Genomic DNA, 15,407 nt, shown 5'->3' on the forward strand with positions numbered 1-15,407 from the left:
ATGCCTTGGGTCAACCACCCGGATTCCCCGACAGTTGCTGTCGGGGAGTCCGGCAGTTTTTTAGTGCTGCAGGATTTTCTCGAGGAAATGCTGCGCGCGTTCGGAGCGCTGGCTGATGTCGCCGAAGAACTCTTCCTTCTTGCAGTCTTCGATGATCTTGCCGGCATCCATGAAGATCACGCGGTCAGCCACTTTGCGGGCGAAGCCCATTTCGTGGGTCACGCACATCATGGTCATGCCTTCGTGGGCCAGTTGCACCATCACGTCGAGCACTTCGTTGACCATTTCCGGGTCCAGCGCCGAGGTGGGTTCATCGAACAGCATGACGATCGGGTCCATTGCCAGCGCACGGGCGATCGCTACGCGCTGTTGCTGACCGCCGGACAGTTGGCCGGGGTGCTTGTGGGCGTGAGCCGACAGGCCGACACGATCAAGCAGTTGCAGGCCTTTTTTGGTCGCTTCTTCCTTGCTGCGGCCCAGTACCTTGATCTGCGCAATGGTCAGGTTTTCGGTGATGGTCAGGTGCGGGAACAGTTCGAAATGCTGGAACACCATGCCGACGCGCGAGCGCAGTTTCGGCAGGTTGGTCTTCGGATCGGCAATCGACGTGCCGTCGACCACGATATCGCCTTTCTGGAACGGCTCCAGTGCGTTGACGCACTTGATCAGCGTCGACTTGCCCGAACCGGACGGACCGCAGACCACGATCACTTCACCCTTTTTGACCTCGGTGCTGCAATCGGTCAGCACCTGGAAGTCCCCATACCACTTGTTGATGTTCTTGATAGAGATCATACGGCGAACCTTTTTTGCAGACGCTTGACCAGCTGCGAGGCGGCAAAGCTGATGATGAAGTAGACGACACCGGCAAAGATCAGGAACTCATTGGAGCGTCCGATGATGTCGCCGCTGGAGCGGGCGGAGTTGAGGAAGTCCACCAGGCCCACGGTGTAGACCAGCGAGGTGTCCTGGAACAGGATGATGCTCTGCTGCAGCAGCAGCGGGGTCATCTTGCGAAACGCCTGGGGCAGGATGATCAGGCGCATCATCTGGCCGTAGGTCATGCCCAGTGCCTGGGCGGCACCCATCTGTCCTTTCGGAATCGACTGCACGCCGGCACGGACGATTTCGCAGAAGTACGCCGCTTCGAACATCATGAAGGCCACGATGCACGAGGTGAACGCGCCGATCGGCGTGTCTTCGCCGGTGATCCAGCGCAGCACGAAGGGCACTGCCAGGTAGAACCAGGTGATCACCAGCAGCAGCGGGATCGAACGGAAATAGTTCACGTAGGCGCCGGCGAGGTTCGACAGCAGTTTGCTGTGGGACAGACGGCACAACGCAAGGATGGTACCGAGGATGATCCCGCCGACCACGCCCAGCGCCATCAGCTTGAGGGTCATCAGCATGCCGTTCCACAGGCCGGGAATGGCCGGGACGATGCCACTGAAATCGAAGTCCATCATTTACCCCCTACGGAGATCAGGCCGGGCACGGAGACTTTCTTCTCGACCATGCGCATCAGCAGCATCAGGCTCATGTTCAGGGTGAAATAGATCAGGGTCGCCAGGGTAAAGGCTTCAAACAGGTTGGCGGAGAACTCGGCGGTCTGTTTGGTTTGCGCCAGCAGTTCCATCAGACCGATCAGCGAGGCCACGGAGGAGTTCTTGAACACGTTCAAAAATTCCGAGGTGAGCGGCGGAATGATGATCCGGTAGGCCTGGGGCAGCAGCACGTTCCAGTAGATCTGCGGCAGCTTGAAACCCATGGCGCGGGCGGCGGATTCCTGGCCACGTGGCAGCGCCTGGATACCGGTGCGAACCTGTTCGCAGACACGGGCGGCGGTGAACAGGCCCAGGCACACGACAACGCTCAGGTAGGCCGAGGTGGTCGGGTTCAGGTCCTGTTTGTACCAGTCCTGCAGGTTCTGCGGCAGCATGTCGGGTACCAGGAAGTACCAGATGAACAGCTGAACCAGCAGCGGCACGTTGCGGAACAGTTCGACGTAGCAGGTCGCGATGCCCGCCACGATGCGGTTCGGCACGGTGCGCATGATGCCCAGCAGCGAGCCCAGCAACAGGGCGATGATCCAGGCCACGACGGCGATGGCGATGGTCCAGCCTAAACCTGCGATGAACCAGTCGAGATAGGTCTCGCTGCCCACGCCGGTGGACTTGAAGAACACGCCCCAGTCCCAGTTGTAATTCATTAGGGTCTCCCCTCGATTCGATCGATGTACAAGTGCCCGCCTGGGGAAGATCCTTTCCCGTCTGACGTTGAACGTCAGGCACACGCGATCGGCTCGAAAACCACCAGGTCGAGTGTTCCAGTTGAAACCAGCAGGTATTAACTGTCGCCCGAGGGAGGGGTGGCTCCCTCAGGTGACAAGGTTAGATCAGTGTCAGATTTTTACGTCTGGCGCAGGCTTGTCGCTCGGATTGGCGATCAGCTCTTTAACCTTTTCGCTCATCGGGAAGTTCAGGTTCAGGCCCTTCGGCGGGATCGGGCTTTCGAACCATTTGCTGTAGATCTTGTTGATCTCTCCGGACTTGTAGAGCGCGACGATGGCGTCGTCTACAGCCTTCTTGAAGGCCGGATCGTCTTTGCGAACCATGCACGCATAGGCTTCAAAGGACTGTGGAGTACCGGTGATGACCCAGTCGTCCGGCTTCTTGGCCTTGGCTTCTTCGCCGGCCAGCAGGGCGTCGTCCATCATGAAGGCGACGGCGCGGCCGCTTTCCAGCATCTGGAAGGATTCGCCGTGGTCTTTGGCGGAGATGACGTTCATGGCCATCTGCTTGTCAGCGTTCATCGCCTTGATGATGCGCTCGGAGGTGGTGCCGGCGGTGGTCACGACGTTCTTGCCTTTCAGGTCGGCAAAGTCAGCGTAGGACGGCTTGCCTTCCTTGTCTTTCTTGACCAGCAGGCGGGTGCCGATTTCGAAGATGTTGACGGTGAAGTCGACCTGCTGGGCGCGTTCGGCGTTGTTGGTGGTGGAGCCGCACTCGATATCCACGGTGCCGTTCTGCACCAGCGGGATACGGGTTTGCGAGGTGACCAGGTTGTACTTGGCATTCAGGTCAGGCTTGTTCAGGTCTTTTTTCAGGGCTTCGACGATAGCGACCTGAATGTCGTGGGAGTAGCCCACGGGTTTGCCCGAAGCATCGGCGATGTAGGAGAAAGGAATGGAGCTGTCACGATGCCCGAGGGTGATGGTGCCCGAGTCGTTGATCTTCTTAAGGGTGCCGGTGAGCTCGGCAGCGAAAACTGGTGTGCTGATCAGAGCGGCAGCAATGGCTGCGCCCAGGATATGGGGAACGATGCGCATCAAATTTTCCTCGACATTGTTTTTTTTATGGAGCCGGTTGAGCGGGCCCTTTTGTGCTTTGAATGCCTGACGGCTCCTGTTGTGCTGGCGCAACAGGCATTCGTCGAAGGAGTGTAGAGCATGACTCGTGCCAGACCAGTTGCTACAAGTTAACTTGTTGATTTATTTGATTATTAAGGTTTTGTGATGGTGTTTTTCGGCGTTTCTGATCCGGTTATCCGAATCGATTGACAGGTCGCGTTCGGAAAACCGAACATCATGCATAGCCAGTTGTTTCAGCCTGAATGCAAAAAGCCCCCGAATCTCTCGATTCAGGGGCTTTTCGTTTTACCGGCGGATCGATCAGGCCGCTTCGATCTTGCGGTTCTGCTCGACCTGGTTCAGGTAGGCCGCCAGTTTTTCCTGTTCGGCCGGGGTGGTGAACAGGCCCAGCTTGCTGCGGCGCCACAGGATGTCGTGGGCTGTAGTGGCCCACTCTTCGGCGCACAGGTAATCGACTTCACGGGTGTAGAGACCGCCGCCGATGTGTTCACCCATGTCGGCGAGGCTGTCCACGCCTTCGAGCATGCGCCAGGTGCGGCTGCCGTAGGTGGTGGCCCAGCGGCGGGCGATTTCACTTGGCACGAAGTCGAACTTGTCGCGGATCAGCGCGCTCAAGGCCTGCGGCGTGGTCATGTCTTCGCCGCCCGGCAGAGTGGCGGTGGCCGTCCAGCTCGGACGCATCTGGGTGAAGAACGGCATCAGTTGCACCATCGCCGACTCGGCGAGTTTGCGGTAGGTGGTCAGCTTGCCGCCGAATACCGACAGCAACGGGGCCTCTTCAGTGCTGCCCGACAGCGCCAGGGTGTAGTCGCGGGTCACGGCCGAAGGGTTGTCGGATTCGTCGTTGCACAGTGGGCGTACGCCCGAGTAAGTGTGCAGGATGTCGTCACGGCTGATCTGCTTCTTGAAGTGGGCGTTGACCACTTTCAGCAGGTAATCGGTTTCGCCGTCGGTGATCGCCACTTTGGCCGGATCGCCGGTGTACTCGCGGTCGGTGGTGCCGATCAGCGTCAGGTTGTTCAGGTACGGAATGGTGAAAACGATGCGCTGATCTTCGTTTTGCAGAATGTGCGCGTGATCGCCTTCGTACAGCTTCGGCACGATGATGTGGCTGCCCTGAATCAGGCGGATGCCGTACGGCGATTCCATCTTCAGGTCGTCGCGGATGAACTTGGCGACCCACGGGCCGGCGGCGTTCACCAATGCCTTGGCGGTGATCGAGAACAGGCTGCCATCGGCGCGTTCCAGGTTCAGGTGCCACAGGCCTTTGGCGCGACGAGCGCTGACGCAACGAGTCTGGGTGTGCACATGGGCGCCTTTTTCACGGGCGGCCATGGCGTTCAATACGACGAGGCGGGCGTCATCGACCCAGCAATCGGAATATTCGAAGCCTTTGGTGATTTCGCTTTTCAGCGCACTGTCGGCGCCGAACTTCAGGCTTTTGGAACCTGCGAGTTTTTCGCGCTTGCCGAGGTTGTCGTACAGGAACAGGCCGGCACGGATCATCCAGGCCGGACGCAGGTGCGGGCGGTGCGGCAGTACGAAACGCATAGGTTTGACGATGTGCGGGGCCTTGGCCAGCAGCACTTCGCGCTCGGCCAAGGCTTCGCGCACCAGGCGGAATTCATAATGTTCGAGGTAGCGCAGACCACCATGGATCAGCTTGCTGCTGGCCGACGAGGTGTGGCTGGCCAAGTCGTCCTTTTCACAAAGGAACACCGAAAGGCCGCGACCAGCGGCATCCGCTGCGATCCCCACGCCATTGATCCCGCCGCCAATGACGGCGATATCGTAGATCTCGGAGATAGGGGGCGTACGCAAGGTAGAGGTGGACATCGGCTGGCCTCGGGCTCTTTTGATTTTCTGTCTTGGAAATCGAACATTAATGTTCATTTGCGAAAATGGTAGCCCATAAAGACGCGCGCAGCCAGTCGACTTCGATTGAAAAAACTCATCGAAGGGCGGAGAAAGGAAAATATTCGAACATCAGATGCGCACAAGGCGCCGATGCAGGCGCCTTGTGCGGGGTGGGGGTTAAACGACTTCCAGGCGAATCTTGTGCTGACTCAGCAGTTGCGCCAGGGCCGGCACCGGTTGCTGGTCGGTCACCAGGCAATCGATCAGGCTGATCGGACCGAGGCGAATCATCGCGTTACGCCCGAACTTGCTGGAGTCCGCCGCCAGGATCACCTGCCGGGCATTGGCGATGATCGCCTGGGACACCCGCACTTCCTGGTAATCGAAGTCGAGCAGGCTGCCGTCTTCGTCGATGCCGCTGATGCCCACCAGCGCAAAGTCGACCTTGAACTGGTTGATGAAGTCCACGCTCGCCTGACCCACCACGCCGCCGTCGCGACGGACATTGCCGCCGGTGAGCAGCACATCGAAATCATCCTTGGCGCTGAGCATCGAGGCGACGTGCAGGTTGTTGGTGATGATTTTCAGGTGGCTGTGATTGAGCAGGGCGCGGGCGATGGATTCGGTGGTGGTGCCGATGTTGATGAACAGCGAGGCGTGATCGGGAATCTGTGCGGCGATGGCTTCACCGATGCGTTGTTTTTCATCGCGCATCTGATCGGCGCGCATTGCATAGGCGGTGTTTTCGACGCTGGAATCATAGGCGGCGCCGCCATGGTAGCGACGCAGCAGATTGGCTTCCGCCAGTTGATTGATGTCGCGGCGGATGGTTTGCGGGGTAACAACGAACAGCGTGGCCATTTCCTCGATGCTCACATAGCCGCGTTCGCGGACCAGCTCGAGGATTTGTTGCTGACGGGGAGGCAGATTCATGGGGCTTCCTTTGGGCTGCCGTGCAAAATTTGCTCATGATGCCGCAGGAATCCGCTCCCGACCAGTTACATGCCGTTACCAGTCCTCAGACTGGCTTATTCAGCGTCCTCACGTTCCCAGTCACGGGTACGGCTGACGGCTTTTTTCCAGCCTTTATACAGCTTCTCTTTTGCCGCTTCGTCCAGGCTCGGTTCGAACTCGCGCTCGATCACTGCCTTGCCGCGCAATTCTTCCAGGCTGCCCCAGAAACCGCACGCCAGACCTGCCAGGTAAGCGGCGCCCAGTGCAGTGGTTTCGCGCATTTGCGGGCGCTCGACCTGAGTGCCGAGGATGTCGGCCTGGAACTGCATGAGGAAGTTGTTCGCCACTGCACCGCCGTCCACGCGCAGGGCTTTGAGGCGTTCGCCGGAGTCCTGTTGCATGGCGTCGAGGACGTCGCGGGTCTGGTAGGCAATCGATTCCAGCGCAGCGCGGATGATGTGATCCACACGCACGCCGCGAGTCAGGCCGAACAGCGCGCCACGGGCATATGGGTCCCAGTAAGGAGCACCGAGGCCGGTGAAGGCAGGCACCAGGTAGACGCCGTTGCTGTCCTTCACTTTATTGGCGAAGTATTCGGTGTCGTGGGCGTCGTTGATGATTTTCAGTTCATCGCGCAGCCATTGCACGGTCGAACCGCCGTTGAACACAGCGCCTTCAAGAGCGTAAGCCACTTCGCCGCGCGGGCCGCAGGCGATGGTGGTGAGCATGCCGTGCTGGGATTTCACCGCCTTGTCGCCGGTGTTCATCAGCAGGAAGCAACCGGTGCCGTAGGTGTTTTTCGCCTGGCCCGGCTCCACGCACATCTGGCCGAACAGTGCAGCTTGCTGGTCGCCGGCGATACCGCCGATGGCGATGCCGCTCTTGGTGCGGCCGTAGATTTCCGAGGAGGCTTTGACTTCCGGCAGCATTTCGCGCGGGATGTCGAGGATCTCCAGCATCTTCGAATCCCACTCCAGCGAGTGGATGTTGAAGAGCATGGTCCGCGAGGCGTTGGTGTAGTCGGTGACGTGCACTTTGCCGCCGGTGAATTTCCAGATCAGCCAGCTGTCGACGGTGCCGAATAGCAGTTCACCGTTGCGCGCACGCTCACGGCTGCCTTCGACGTTGTCGAGGATCCACTTCAGTTTGGTGCCGGAGAAGTACGGGTCGGTGACCAGACCGGTGTTCTCACGGATGTAGTCTTCATGACCGTCGCGCTTGAGCTGCTGGCAGATCTCGGTGCTGCGGCGGCATTGCCAGACGATCGCGTTGTAGACCGGGCGGCCGGTGGTCTTGTCCCAGACCACGGTGGTTTCACGCTGGTTGGTGATGCCGATGGCGGCCACCTGGTCGTGATGCAGACCGGCCTGGGCCAGCGCTTCGACCATCACCGCGCTCTGGGTGGCGAAGATTTCCATCGGGTCGTGTTCGACCCAGCCGGCTTGCGGGTAATGCTGGGCGAATTCGCGCTGCGCGGTGCAGACCACGTTCGCATCGCGGTCGAAAATGATCGCGCGGGAGCTGGTCGTACCCTGATCGAGGGCAATGATGTAGTTCTTATTCTGAATGTCGGTCATGTCGATTGCCTTGGACGAAATAAGGGAGAGTGGGCCGTGGCGCAGGTTCGAATGGGCAGGAACCTGCGCCGACTGTTTCAAGAAGTTCTTGGTTTGCCGTCAATGGCCGGTTCTGCATCCTTTGTAGCAGGTGTGGCGCCGGTCAGGTGACGGGCGATCAGCCCGCGATACCCGGCAGCGCCGAGGCAGGCACCGACAATCGGTGCAAAAATCGGAATCAGGAAATACGGGATTTCACGTGCACCGGTGAAGGAAATTTCACCCCAGCCCGCAAAGAAAGTCATCAGTTTCGGTCCGAAGTCGCGAGCCGGGTTCATCGCGAAACCGGTCAGCGGGCCCATCGAGCTGCCGATCACGGCAATCAGCAAGCCGATCAGCAGCGGCGCCAGCGGGCCTTTCGGCAGGCCGTTGTTGTCATCGGTCAGGGACATGATCACGCCCATCAGGATCGCGGTGATGATCACCTCGACCAGGAACGCCTGGGCGGTCGACAGCGCAGGGTTCGGGAAAGTTGAGAACACCGACGCCAGTTCAAGGCTGGCGGCCGAGCCACGAACCATATGGTGAGTTTGTTCGAAATCGAAGAACAGGTTGCTGTACAGCGTGTAAACCAACAGCGCACCGCAGAAGGCGCCGGCGACCTGGGCGAGGATGTAGAACGGCAGTTTGCGCTTTTCGAAGTCGGCGAAAATGCTCAGGGCGATACTGACGGCAGGGTTCAGGTGCGCACCGGAAACTCCGGCGGTGAGGTAGATCGCCATGCTCACGCCGACGCCCCAGATGATGCTGATTTCCCACAGGCCGAAGCTTGCGCCCGCGACCTTGAGCGCGGCGACGCAGCCCGTACCGAAAAAGATCAGAAGTGCAGTACCCAGAAACTCGGCCAGGCACTGGCTCGAGAGCGATGGTTGCTGTAACGCAGTTGTCATTGAAAACCTCGGTTTTTGTTGTTGTCTGGCGCGTTTGCCGACAGGGCAAGGCGCGATTTTCGCCGGGGCAGGATCCCCATCCTGTTCCCGGTTTACTGCTGGGTGCTGCGGTGATGATAATTCTTACATTATTCAGATTCGAAAAAATATAGACAAGAAACAAAGCTGTCAAAGGTCGAAAGTGAACCGTCAGTCACAAATAAACTATCAGTCAGGTGAATGATCCTGCGAGGCACTCGTAGGACAATGCGGCTGTCAGCCTGCAAGCCTTGGGAAACGTGGCGCGCAGTAGAGCCTTTTACGTGGCGATGGCCTAGAATCCGGCGCAGGATTTTTTGCCACTGCCGAGCCTGGAGCTGCCATGACCCCTGCGTTGGACTTGTTGAAAAAAGTTCGTGCCGAACATCGCGTGCACAGTTACGAACATGACCCCAAGGCGGCGTCCTACGGGCTGGAGGCCGCGGAAAAGCTGGGGCTGGAGCCGGCGCAGGTGTTCAAGACGCTGCTGGCGGCCAGTGAAAAAGGTGAATTGCTGGTCGCGGTGGTGCCGGTCGTCGGAAGCCTCGACCTCAAAGGGCTGGCCCACGCCGCCTGCGTGAAGAAAGTGGAAATGGCCGACCCGGCCGCCGCGCAACGTTCCACCGGTTACCTGTTGGGCGGCATCAGCCCGTTGGGGCAGAAAAAGCGCCTGCGCACCTTTATTGATAATTCCGCGCAGGGTTTTGCGACCATTTATGTCAGTGCCGGTCGACGCGGCCTGGAAGTCGAACTGGCGCCCGCGGTCCTCGCCGAGCACACCCAGGCGAAGTTCGCCGACATTGGTCGCGCCTGAGTTCTGTATGAAGAAAATTGGCCGGTTCTGTCACTGGCGATGAACGAGCCGTAGCGGCATGCTCTTTCGACTGACACAGGGAGAAGGTTATGCAGCTCGAGTTTCATCAGGTCGACGCATTCAGTGATCGGCCCTTCAGTGGCAACCCGGCGATGGTCTATCGGCTCGACGCCTGGCTCGCGGACGACTTGATGCAGAAGATCGCCGCCGAGCACAACCTGGCGGAAACCGCGTTTCTGGTGCGCGAAGGCCAGGCCTGGCATATCCGCTGGTTCACGCCGACCACCGAGGTGCCATTGTGCGGTCACGCGACGCTGGCCAGCGCGTATGTATTGTTCGAGATCTATAAGGAAACGGCCGAGCGCTTGGATTTCACCTGCAAGTCCGGCCCGTTGAGTGTCAGTCGCGAAGAGGGGCGTTTGTGGCTGGATTTCCCTTCGATTGTGCCGTCGGAAATCGGTGTGACGCTGGATGTCGAGCGGGCATTGGGCGTCGAAGCGGTGGACGTGCTGGGCTCCAACGAGCTGTTCGTGGTGCTGGAGTCGGAGCAGGCGGTGCTCGATTGCACACCGGACATGGTCGCCCTGGCCAAGCTGCCGTGGTTGGGCGCCATCGTCACGGCCCGGGGCAATCAGCATGATTTCGTCTCGCGCTACTTCGCTCCGGCCATCGGTATCAATGAAGACCCGGTGACCGGCTCGACCCATTGCAGCCTGATTCCGTATTGGTCAAAACGTCTGGGCAAGTCGAGCCTGACCGCCTGCCAGCGTTCGGCGCGGGGCGGGGAGCTGTTCTGTCGGCTGGAAGGCGAGCGGGTGAAGATCGGCGGGAATGCGACACTGGTGGCCAGCGGCACATTGATGCTGGGCTGAAGCAAAAAAATAAGGGAGCCATCAGGCTCCCTCATTGTTTTTGTACAGATCAGTGCGCGGTGCTGTAGCGGCGAACGCCGTTTTCCACGGCCGGAATTTGTGCGGCCGTACTGCCGGACGCCTGGAACAACACCAGGTGTTCAGCCGCCACGCGAACCCCGACATCCGCACCAACCTGATGGTCAGCGTGGCTTGGGAAGATCGATTCCAGTTGCGCGCCGGTCGGCAGTTGCAGGCGATACAGGGTCGAGGCACCGAGGAAGGTCTTGCCGACGATCCGTGCTTTCAACCCGCTGTCCGGTGCATAAACAATGTCATCCGGACGCAGCAACACATCCACCGCGCCACCGATCGGCCAGGTGTAAGCGCGATTGCCGCGCAGTTCGCCGAGTTCGGTGTGCACCGATTCCGGGCTGCCGAGCTGGCCGCGAATGAAGTAGCCCTGACCGATAAAACTCGCCACAAAAGGCGTCGCCGGCTCGTGATAGAGGTTGTATGGCGTATCCCACTGTTCGAGCCGGCCTTCCTTGAACACACCAACGTGATCGCTGACCGCGAAGGCTTCTTCCTGATCGTGAGTCACCAGAATCGCACTGGTGCCACGGGCCTTGAGGATGTCGCGCACCTCATGGCTGAGCTTGCGTCGCAGTTCGCCGTCGAGATTGGAGAACGGTTCGTCGAGCAGCAGCAGTTGTGGTTCCGGCGCCAGGGCGCGGGCGAGAGCGACACGTTGCTGCTGGCCGCCGGACAATTCGTGCGGAAAGCGCTTGCCGAGGTTCTTCAGGTTGACCAGTTCCAGCAACTCTTCGACGACGCGCTGCTTGTTCGGGTGCTTGCGAATGCCGAAGGCGATGTTGTCCGCGACACTCAGGTGCGGGAACAATGCGTAGTCCTGGAACACCATGCCGATCCGGCGTTTTTCCGGGGCGAGGGTGAAACCGGCGCTGGAGATCACTTCACCGCCGAGAGAGATTTCTCCTTCGTGCACCGGTTCGAAACCGGCAATGGCACGCAGGGTGGTGGTCTTGCCGCAGCCCGAGGAGCCGAGCAGGCAACCGATGTCGCCGGCGTTGAGGTGCAGATTGAGGTTCTGCACCACACGTTGATCTTGATAGCCGCAAGCGAGGTTGCGCAGGTTCAGCAGTAATTCATGACTCATGCGTGGTGATATGCCGGTTCGACAAGGAACTCAAGCAGGGCCTTCTGTGCGTGGAGACGGTTTTCTGCCTGATCCCAGGCGACGGAGCGCGGGTCATCGAGCAGGTCGAGGCTGATTTCCTCCCCGCGGTGGGCGGGCAGGCAGTGCATGAATAGCACGTCCTCGGCGGCCAGGTCGAGCAAGGCGCGATTGACCTGGAACGGCGCGAACAATTTGAGGCGCTTGGCGGTTTCCTCTTCCTGGCCCATGGAGGTCCAGACGTCGGTGCTCACCAGGTGCGCGCCGCGCACGGCGTCCTTCGGATCGCGGACGATGGTCACGCGATCACCGGCCTTGGCCAGGAATTCAGGGTTTGGTTCATAGCCTTCAGGGCAGGCCACGCGCAACTGGAAGTCGAACTGGATTGCCGCTTCTATATAGCTGTTGCACATGTTGTTGCCGTCGCCGATCCAGGCCACGGTCTTGCCCTGGATCGAGCCGCGGTGTTCCAGGAAGGTCTGCATGTCGGCCAGTAACTGGCACGGGTGCAGGTCATCGGACAGGCCGTTGATCACCGGCACACGGGAGTTGGCGGCAAATTCGGTCAGGGTGCTGTGGGCAAAGGTACGGATCATCACCGCATCGAGCATGCTCGACATGACAATGGCGCAGTCGCCGATCGGCTCGCCACGGCCCAGCTGGGTGTCACGCGGCGACAGGAAGATCGCCTGGCCACCGAGCTGGATCATGCCGGCCTCGAAGGAGATCCGGGTGCGGGTCGAGGACTTCTCGAAGATCATCCCCAGGACGCGGTTTTTCAGAGGCTCGAACAGTACGCCGCGGTTACGCAGGTCCTTGAGCTCAACGCCTCGACGGATCACGCTGACCAGCTCTTCGGGCGTGCAATCCATCAGGGAGAGAAAGTGCCTTGCGCTCATCATTGACTACCTTTTTGCTACAAACCGCAGATGCTCAAAGCCTTGTTTACAGGAACAACGGGCGAGACCTGCGGCGTAAGCCGCACGGGGCGACGAAATAGGGGGAGGCGCGATATTGACACTAAATGTCGCGTTTTTCCAATAGGCTACGATTTTTGCGGAGTTTGCGAGTGTGACGAGGTCACTCGAAGCGCCGGTTTTGAGCCGGATTCCAGACCTTTGTACACTGGCGCCGCCGAGCTTGGCAATCAGGCAGGGCGGGGATGGAGCAGGCCTGGTCGGTTTGCGACCGGTCGGCCATGGAATCGCTGGTCGGATGTCAGACCTGAAACATTTGCTAAAGCAAAGCGCTGGGTTATAAATAACTCACGAGCGACGCAGGAAGCCTCCGCATGGAATCGAAAGAAAAACTGTTAATGGAATTGCTGGGCCACACGGCACGCTCACTGACTCATCTGACCGCATCGGTCACCTCCTTGTCCTTCGAGCTGCTGCGCAGTGAAGACGAAGTGGTCAAGACGGCCGGCCGCCACATGATCGATCGCATGGCGACCATCAGCACCGGACTCGACGAGCACTGGCGACTGATCGGCGAACTCACTGGCGTCCACGTTGCCCACGAGCAGATCGAAACCATTCAGGAAATCCAGCTGGCGGCGCCACCCCAGTTGCCTTCCAGTTGATCTCGACGGTCTATCGGCACGCCTGATGGTCGTCGATTCACAAGACGAACGTCGCTGGCGCCACTCGCGGCCACGCGCCATAGTTTTGTTCCCGCAGGCGTTATTGCCTGCCCAGAACAAGACAGAGACTGGCCATGACCAAGACTCTCCACCACCGTGCGTGCCACCTGTGCGAAGCCATCTGCGGCCTGAGCATCGAAACCACTGAAACCGACGGCCAGGTGCAGATCACCTCGATCAAGGGTGACGCACTGGATACCTTCAGTCGCGGGCACATCTGCCCCAAGGCCGTGGCGCTGCAAGATATCCAGAACGATCCGGATCGCCTGCGCCAGCCCATGCGCCGGGTCGGCAGTGAATGGTTGCCGATCGGGTGGGAAGAAGCTTTTGAGCTGGTGGCTGAAAAGCTGTCGGCGATTCAAGCGCGTGATGGGCAGAACGCGGTTGCCGTGTATCAGGGCAATCCGAGCGTGCACAACTACGGGCTGATGACCCACAGCAATTACTTCCTGGGCCTGCTGAAAACCCGCAATCGCTATTCGGCCACTTCTGTCGACCAATTGCCCCATCACCTGACCAGCTACTTGATGTACGGCCACGGTTTGCTGCTGCCGATCCCGGACATCGATCACACCGATTTCATGCTGATCCTGGGCGGCAATCCGCTGGCGTCCAACGGCAGCATCATGACCGTGCCGGACGTGGAAAAGCGTCTGAAGGCGATTCAGGCCCGGGGCGGCAAAGTGGTGGTGGTCGATCCTCGGCGCAGCGAGACCGCAGCGATGGCTGATCAGCACCTGTTCGTGCGTCCCGGTGGCGATGCGGCGTTGTTGTTTGGTGTGCTCAACACGCTGTTCAGCGAAGGGCTGACGTCGGACAGCCATCTGCCGGTGGACGGTCTGGATGATGTGCGTGCGGCGGTGGCAGGTTTCACGGCCGAGGCCATGAGCCCGTTGTGCGCGGTTCCTGCCGAGCAGATCCGTCAACTGGCCCGGGACTTCGCTGCTGCGCCAAGCGCCGTCTGCTACGGCCGAATGGGCGTTTCCACCCAGGCTTTTGGCACGTTGTGCCATTGGGTCGTGCAATTGATCAACCTGGTGACCGGCAATCTCGACCGGGTGGGTGGCGCTCTGTGCACCGAGCCGGCGGTGGATCTGGTGGCGTCCACCTCGGGCGGGCATTTCAACAAATGGCAAAGCCGTGTCTCTGGCCGCCCGGAGTACGGTGGCGAGCTACCGGTCTCGGCGCTGGCCGAAGAAATGCTCACCGAAGGTGAAGGGCAGATTCGCGCATTGATCACCGTCGCTGGCAACCCGGTTCTGTCCACGCCCAATGGCCGGCAACTGGAGCAGGCGCTGGACGGGCTGGAGTTCATGGTCAGCGTCGATCTGTACATCAACGAAACCACGCGCTATGCCGACCTGATCCTGCCGTCCACCTCGGCGCTGGAGAACGATCACTACGACACCACTTTCAACCTGTTCGCGGTGCGCAACGTCACCCGTTTCAACCGGGCGATCCTCGCCAAACCCGAAGGTGCGCTGCATGACTGGGAGATCTTCGTCGGCCTGGCCAAGGCCTTTGCCGCGAAGACCGGCAAGGAGCTGAAACCGACGATGCCGCCGGCGAAGATGATCGACATGGGACTGCGCATGGGCATGTATGGCGATGCATCCGAGCACAAGCTGTCGCTGGCGACGCTGTTCGATCATCCCCACGGCGTTGATCTGGGGGCGCTGAAACCCAACCTGACACCACGATTGAAGACCGCCAATCAACGAGTCCAGGCAGCGCCGCCGGAAATTCTTGCCGATCTGGCACGTTTCTCTGCCTTGCAGGCGCCGGCTGCCGGTGAACTGTTGATGATTGGTCGGCGTCACGTGCGCAGCAACAACTCCTGGATGCACAACTATCATCGACTGGTGAAGGGCAAGCCGCGTCATCAGTTGCTGATGAACCCGGACGATCTCGCCAGTCGCGGGCTCATCGATGGTCAGCTTGTGCGCGTGAGCTCACGGGTCGGACAGATCGAAGTCGAAGTGCTCGGCAGTGCGGACATGATGCCGGGCGTGGTCAGCCTGCCGCACGGTTGGGGTCATGCCCGGCCGGGCGTGCAGATGGCGATTGCCAGCGGGCAGCCGGGCTCCAGCGCCAACGATCTGACCGATGAATGTCAGCTCGACGAGTTGTCGGGCAATGCAGCGCTCAATGGTGTACCGGTGACGGTGGCGGCGGCTTGAGGAAGTCTGTCGGGGAG

14 protein-coding genes are annotated in these 15,407 nt (G+C 60.0%); 4 read left to right on the forward strand and 10 right to left on the reverse strand.

The features are described 5' to 3' along the window. Nucleotides 1-60: 60 nt before the first annotated feature. From CAF87_RS00260 to CAF87_RS00295, 8 genes are all read right to left on the reverse strand, one after another. A complete protein-coding gene (locus tag CAF87_RS00260) occupies nucleotides 61-795 on the reverse strand; it encodes an amino acid ABC transporter ATP-binding protein (RefSeq protein WP_085709475.1) in 735 nt (244 codons plus the stop codon). Further along, the gene (locus tag CAF87_RS00265; protein ID WP_085709476.1) at nucleotides 792-1,463 is read right to left on the reverse strand and encodes an ABC transporter permease subunit; all 672 of its coding nucleotides are present in this window, start codon (nucleotides 1,461-1,463) and stop codon (nucleotides 792-794) included. Before CAF87_RS00265 ends, CAF87_RS00260 begins: the two co-directional genes overlap by 4 nt. Beyond that, a complete protein-coding gene (locus tag CAF87_RS00270; protein WP_085730168.1) occupies nucleotides 1,463-2,209 on the reverse strand; it encodes an amino acid ABC transporter permease in 747 nt (248 codons plus the stop codon). Before CAF87_RS00270 ends, CAF87_RS00265 begins: the two co-directional genes overlap by 1 nt. A 192-nt stretch (nucleotides 2,210-2,401) precedes the next feature. After that, nucleotides 2,402-3,328 carry a glutamate/aspartate ABC transporter substrate-binding protein gene (locus tag CAF87_RS00275; RefSeq protein WP_085730169.1) on the reverse strand — a complete coding sequence of 309 codons (927 nt, stop codon included), beginning with the start codon at nucleotides 3,326-3,328 and terminating at the stop codon, nucleotides 2,402-2,404. 342 nt (nucleotides 3,329-3,670) lie between these two features. Further along, a complete protein-coding gene (glpD, locus tag CAF87_RS00280; protein ID WP_085730170.1) occupies nucleotides 3,671-5,206 on the reverse strand; it encodes a glycerol-3-phosphate dehydrogenase in 1,536 nt (511 codons plus the stop codon). A 198-nt stretch (nucleotides 5,207-5,404) separates the two neighbouring features. Continuing rightward, nucleotides 5,405-6,160 (reverse strand): DeoR/GlpR family transcriptional regulator, encoded by a 756-nt coding sequence (locus CAF87_RS00285; RefSeq protein ID WP_007953179.1) that lies wholly within the window; start codon nucleotides 6,158-6,160, stop codon nucleotides 5,405-5,407. A gap of 95 nt (nucleotides 6,161-6,255) precedes the next feature. After that, a complete protein-coding gene (glpK, locus tag CAF87_RS00290; protein WP_085709488.1) occupies nucleotides 6,256-7,758 on the reverse strand; it encodes a glycerol kinase GlpK in 1,503 nt (500 codons plus the stop codon). Nucleotides 7,759-7,835: 77 nt separating this feature from the next. Then, complete coding sequence (locus CAF87_RS00295) at nucleotides 7,836-8,687, reverse strand: MIP/aquaporin family protein (protein ID WP_085730171.1); 852 nt, start codon at nucleotides 8,685-8,687, stop codon at nucleotides 7,836-7,838. A gap of 361 nt (nucleotides 8,688-9,048) precedes the next feature. Between CAF87_RS00295 and ybaK the strand changes: the two genes are divergently transcribed. Further along, complete coding sequence (gene ybaK / locus CAF87_RS00300; RefSeq protein ID WP_085730172.1) at nucleotides 9,049-9,519, forward strand: Cys-tRNA(Pro) deacylase; 471 nt, start codon at nucleotides 9,049-9,051, stop codon at nucleotides 9,517-9,519. A gap of 89 nt (nucleotides 9,520-9,608) precedes the next feature. After that, entirely contained in the window at nucleotides 9,609-10,391 is a 783-nt protein-coding gene (locus CAF87_RS00305; RefSeq protein ID WP_085730173.1) for a PhzF family phenazine biosynthesis protein, read from the forward strand. Between the two features lie 49 nt (nucleotides 10,392-10,440). On the opposite strand, the gene CAF87_RS00310 is transcribed toward CAF87_RS00305, so the two are convergent. Continuing rightward, nucleotides 10,441-11,550: an ABC transporter ATP-binding protein gene (locus tag CAF87_RS00310; RefSeq protein WP_085730174.1), complete on the reverse strand. Its 1,110-nt coding sequence runs from the start codon at nucleotides 11,548-11,550 to the stop codon at nucleotides 10,441-10,443. Beyond that, nucleotides 11,547-12,467, reverse strand: a complete 921-nt coding sequence (gene argF, locus CAF87_RS00315; RefSeq protein ID WP_085730175.1) for an ornithine carbamoyltransferase — start codon at nucleotides 12,465-12,467, stop codon at nucleotides 11,547-11,549. Before argF ends, CAF87_RS00310 begins: the two co-directional genes overlap by 4 nt. Nucleotides 12,468-12,859: 392 nt before the next feature. On the opposite strand from argF, the gene CAF87_RS00320 reads away from it, so the two are divergent. Next, nucleotides 12,860-13,150, forward strand: a complete 291-nt coding sequence (locus CAF87_RS00320) for a hypothetical protein (protein ID WP_085730176.1) — start codon at nucleotides 12,860-12,862, stop codon at nucleotides 13,148-13,150. Between the two features lie 134 nt (nucleotides 13,151-13,284). Further along, on the forward strand, nucleotides 13,285-15,390 hold the full coding sequence (locus CAF87_RS00325; protein WP_085730177.1) for a molybdopterin oxidoreductase family protein: 2,106 nt from the start codon (nucleotides 13,285-13,287) through the stop codon (nucleotides 15,388-15,390). Nucleotides 15,391-15,407 lie beyond the last annotated feature (17 nt).

Source organism: Pseudomonas sp. R38(2017) (assembly GCF_002112395.1).
Classification (GTDB): domain Bacteria; phylum Pseudomonadota; class Gammaproteobacteria; order Pseudomonadales; family Pseudomonadaceae; genus Aquipseudomonas.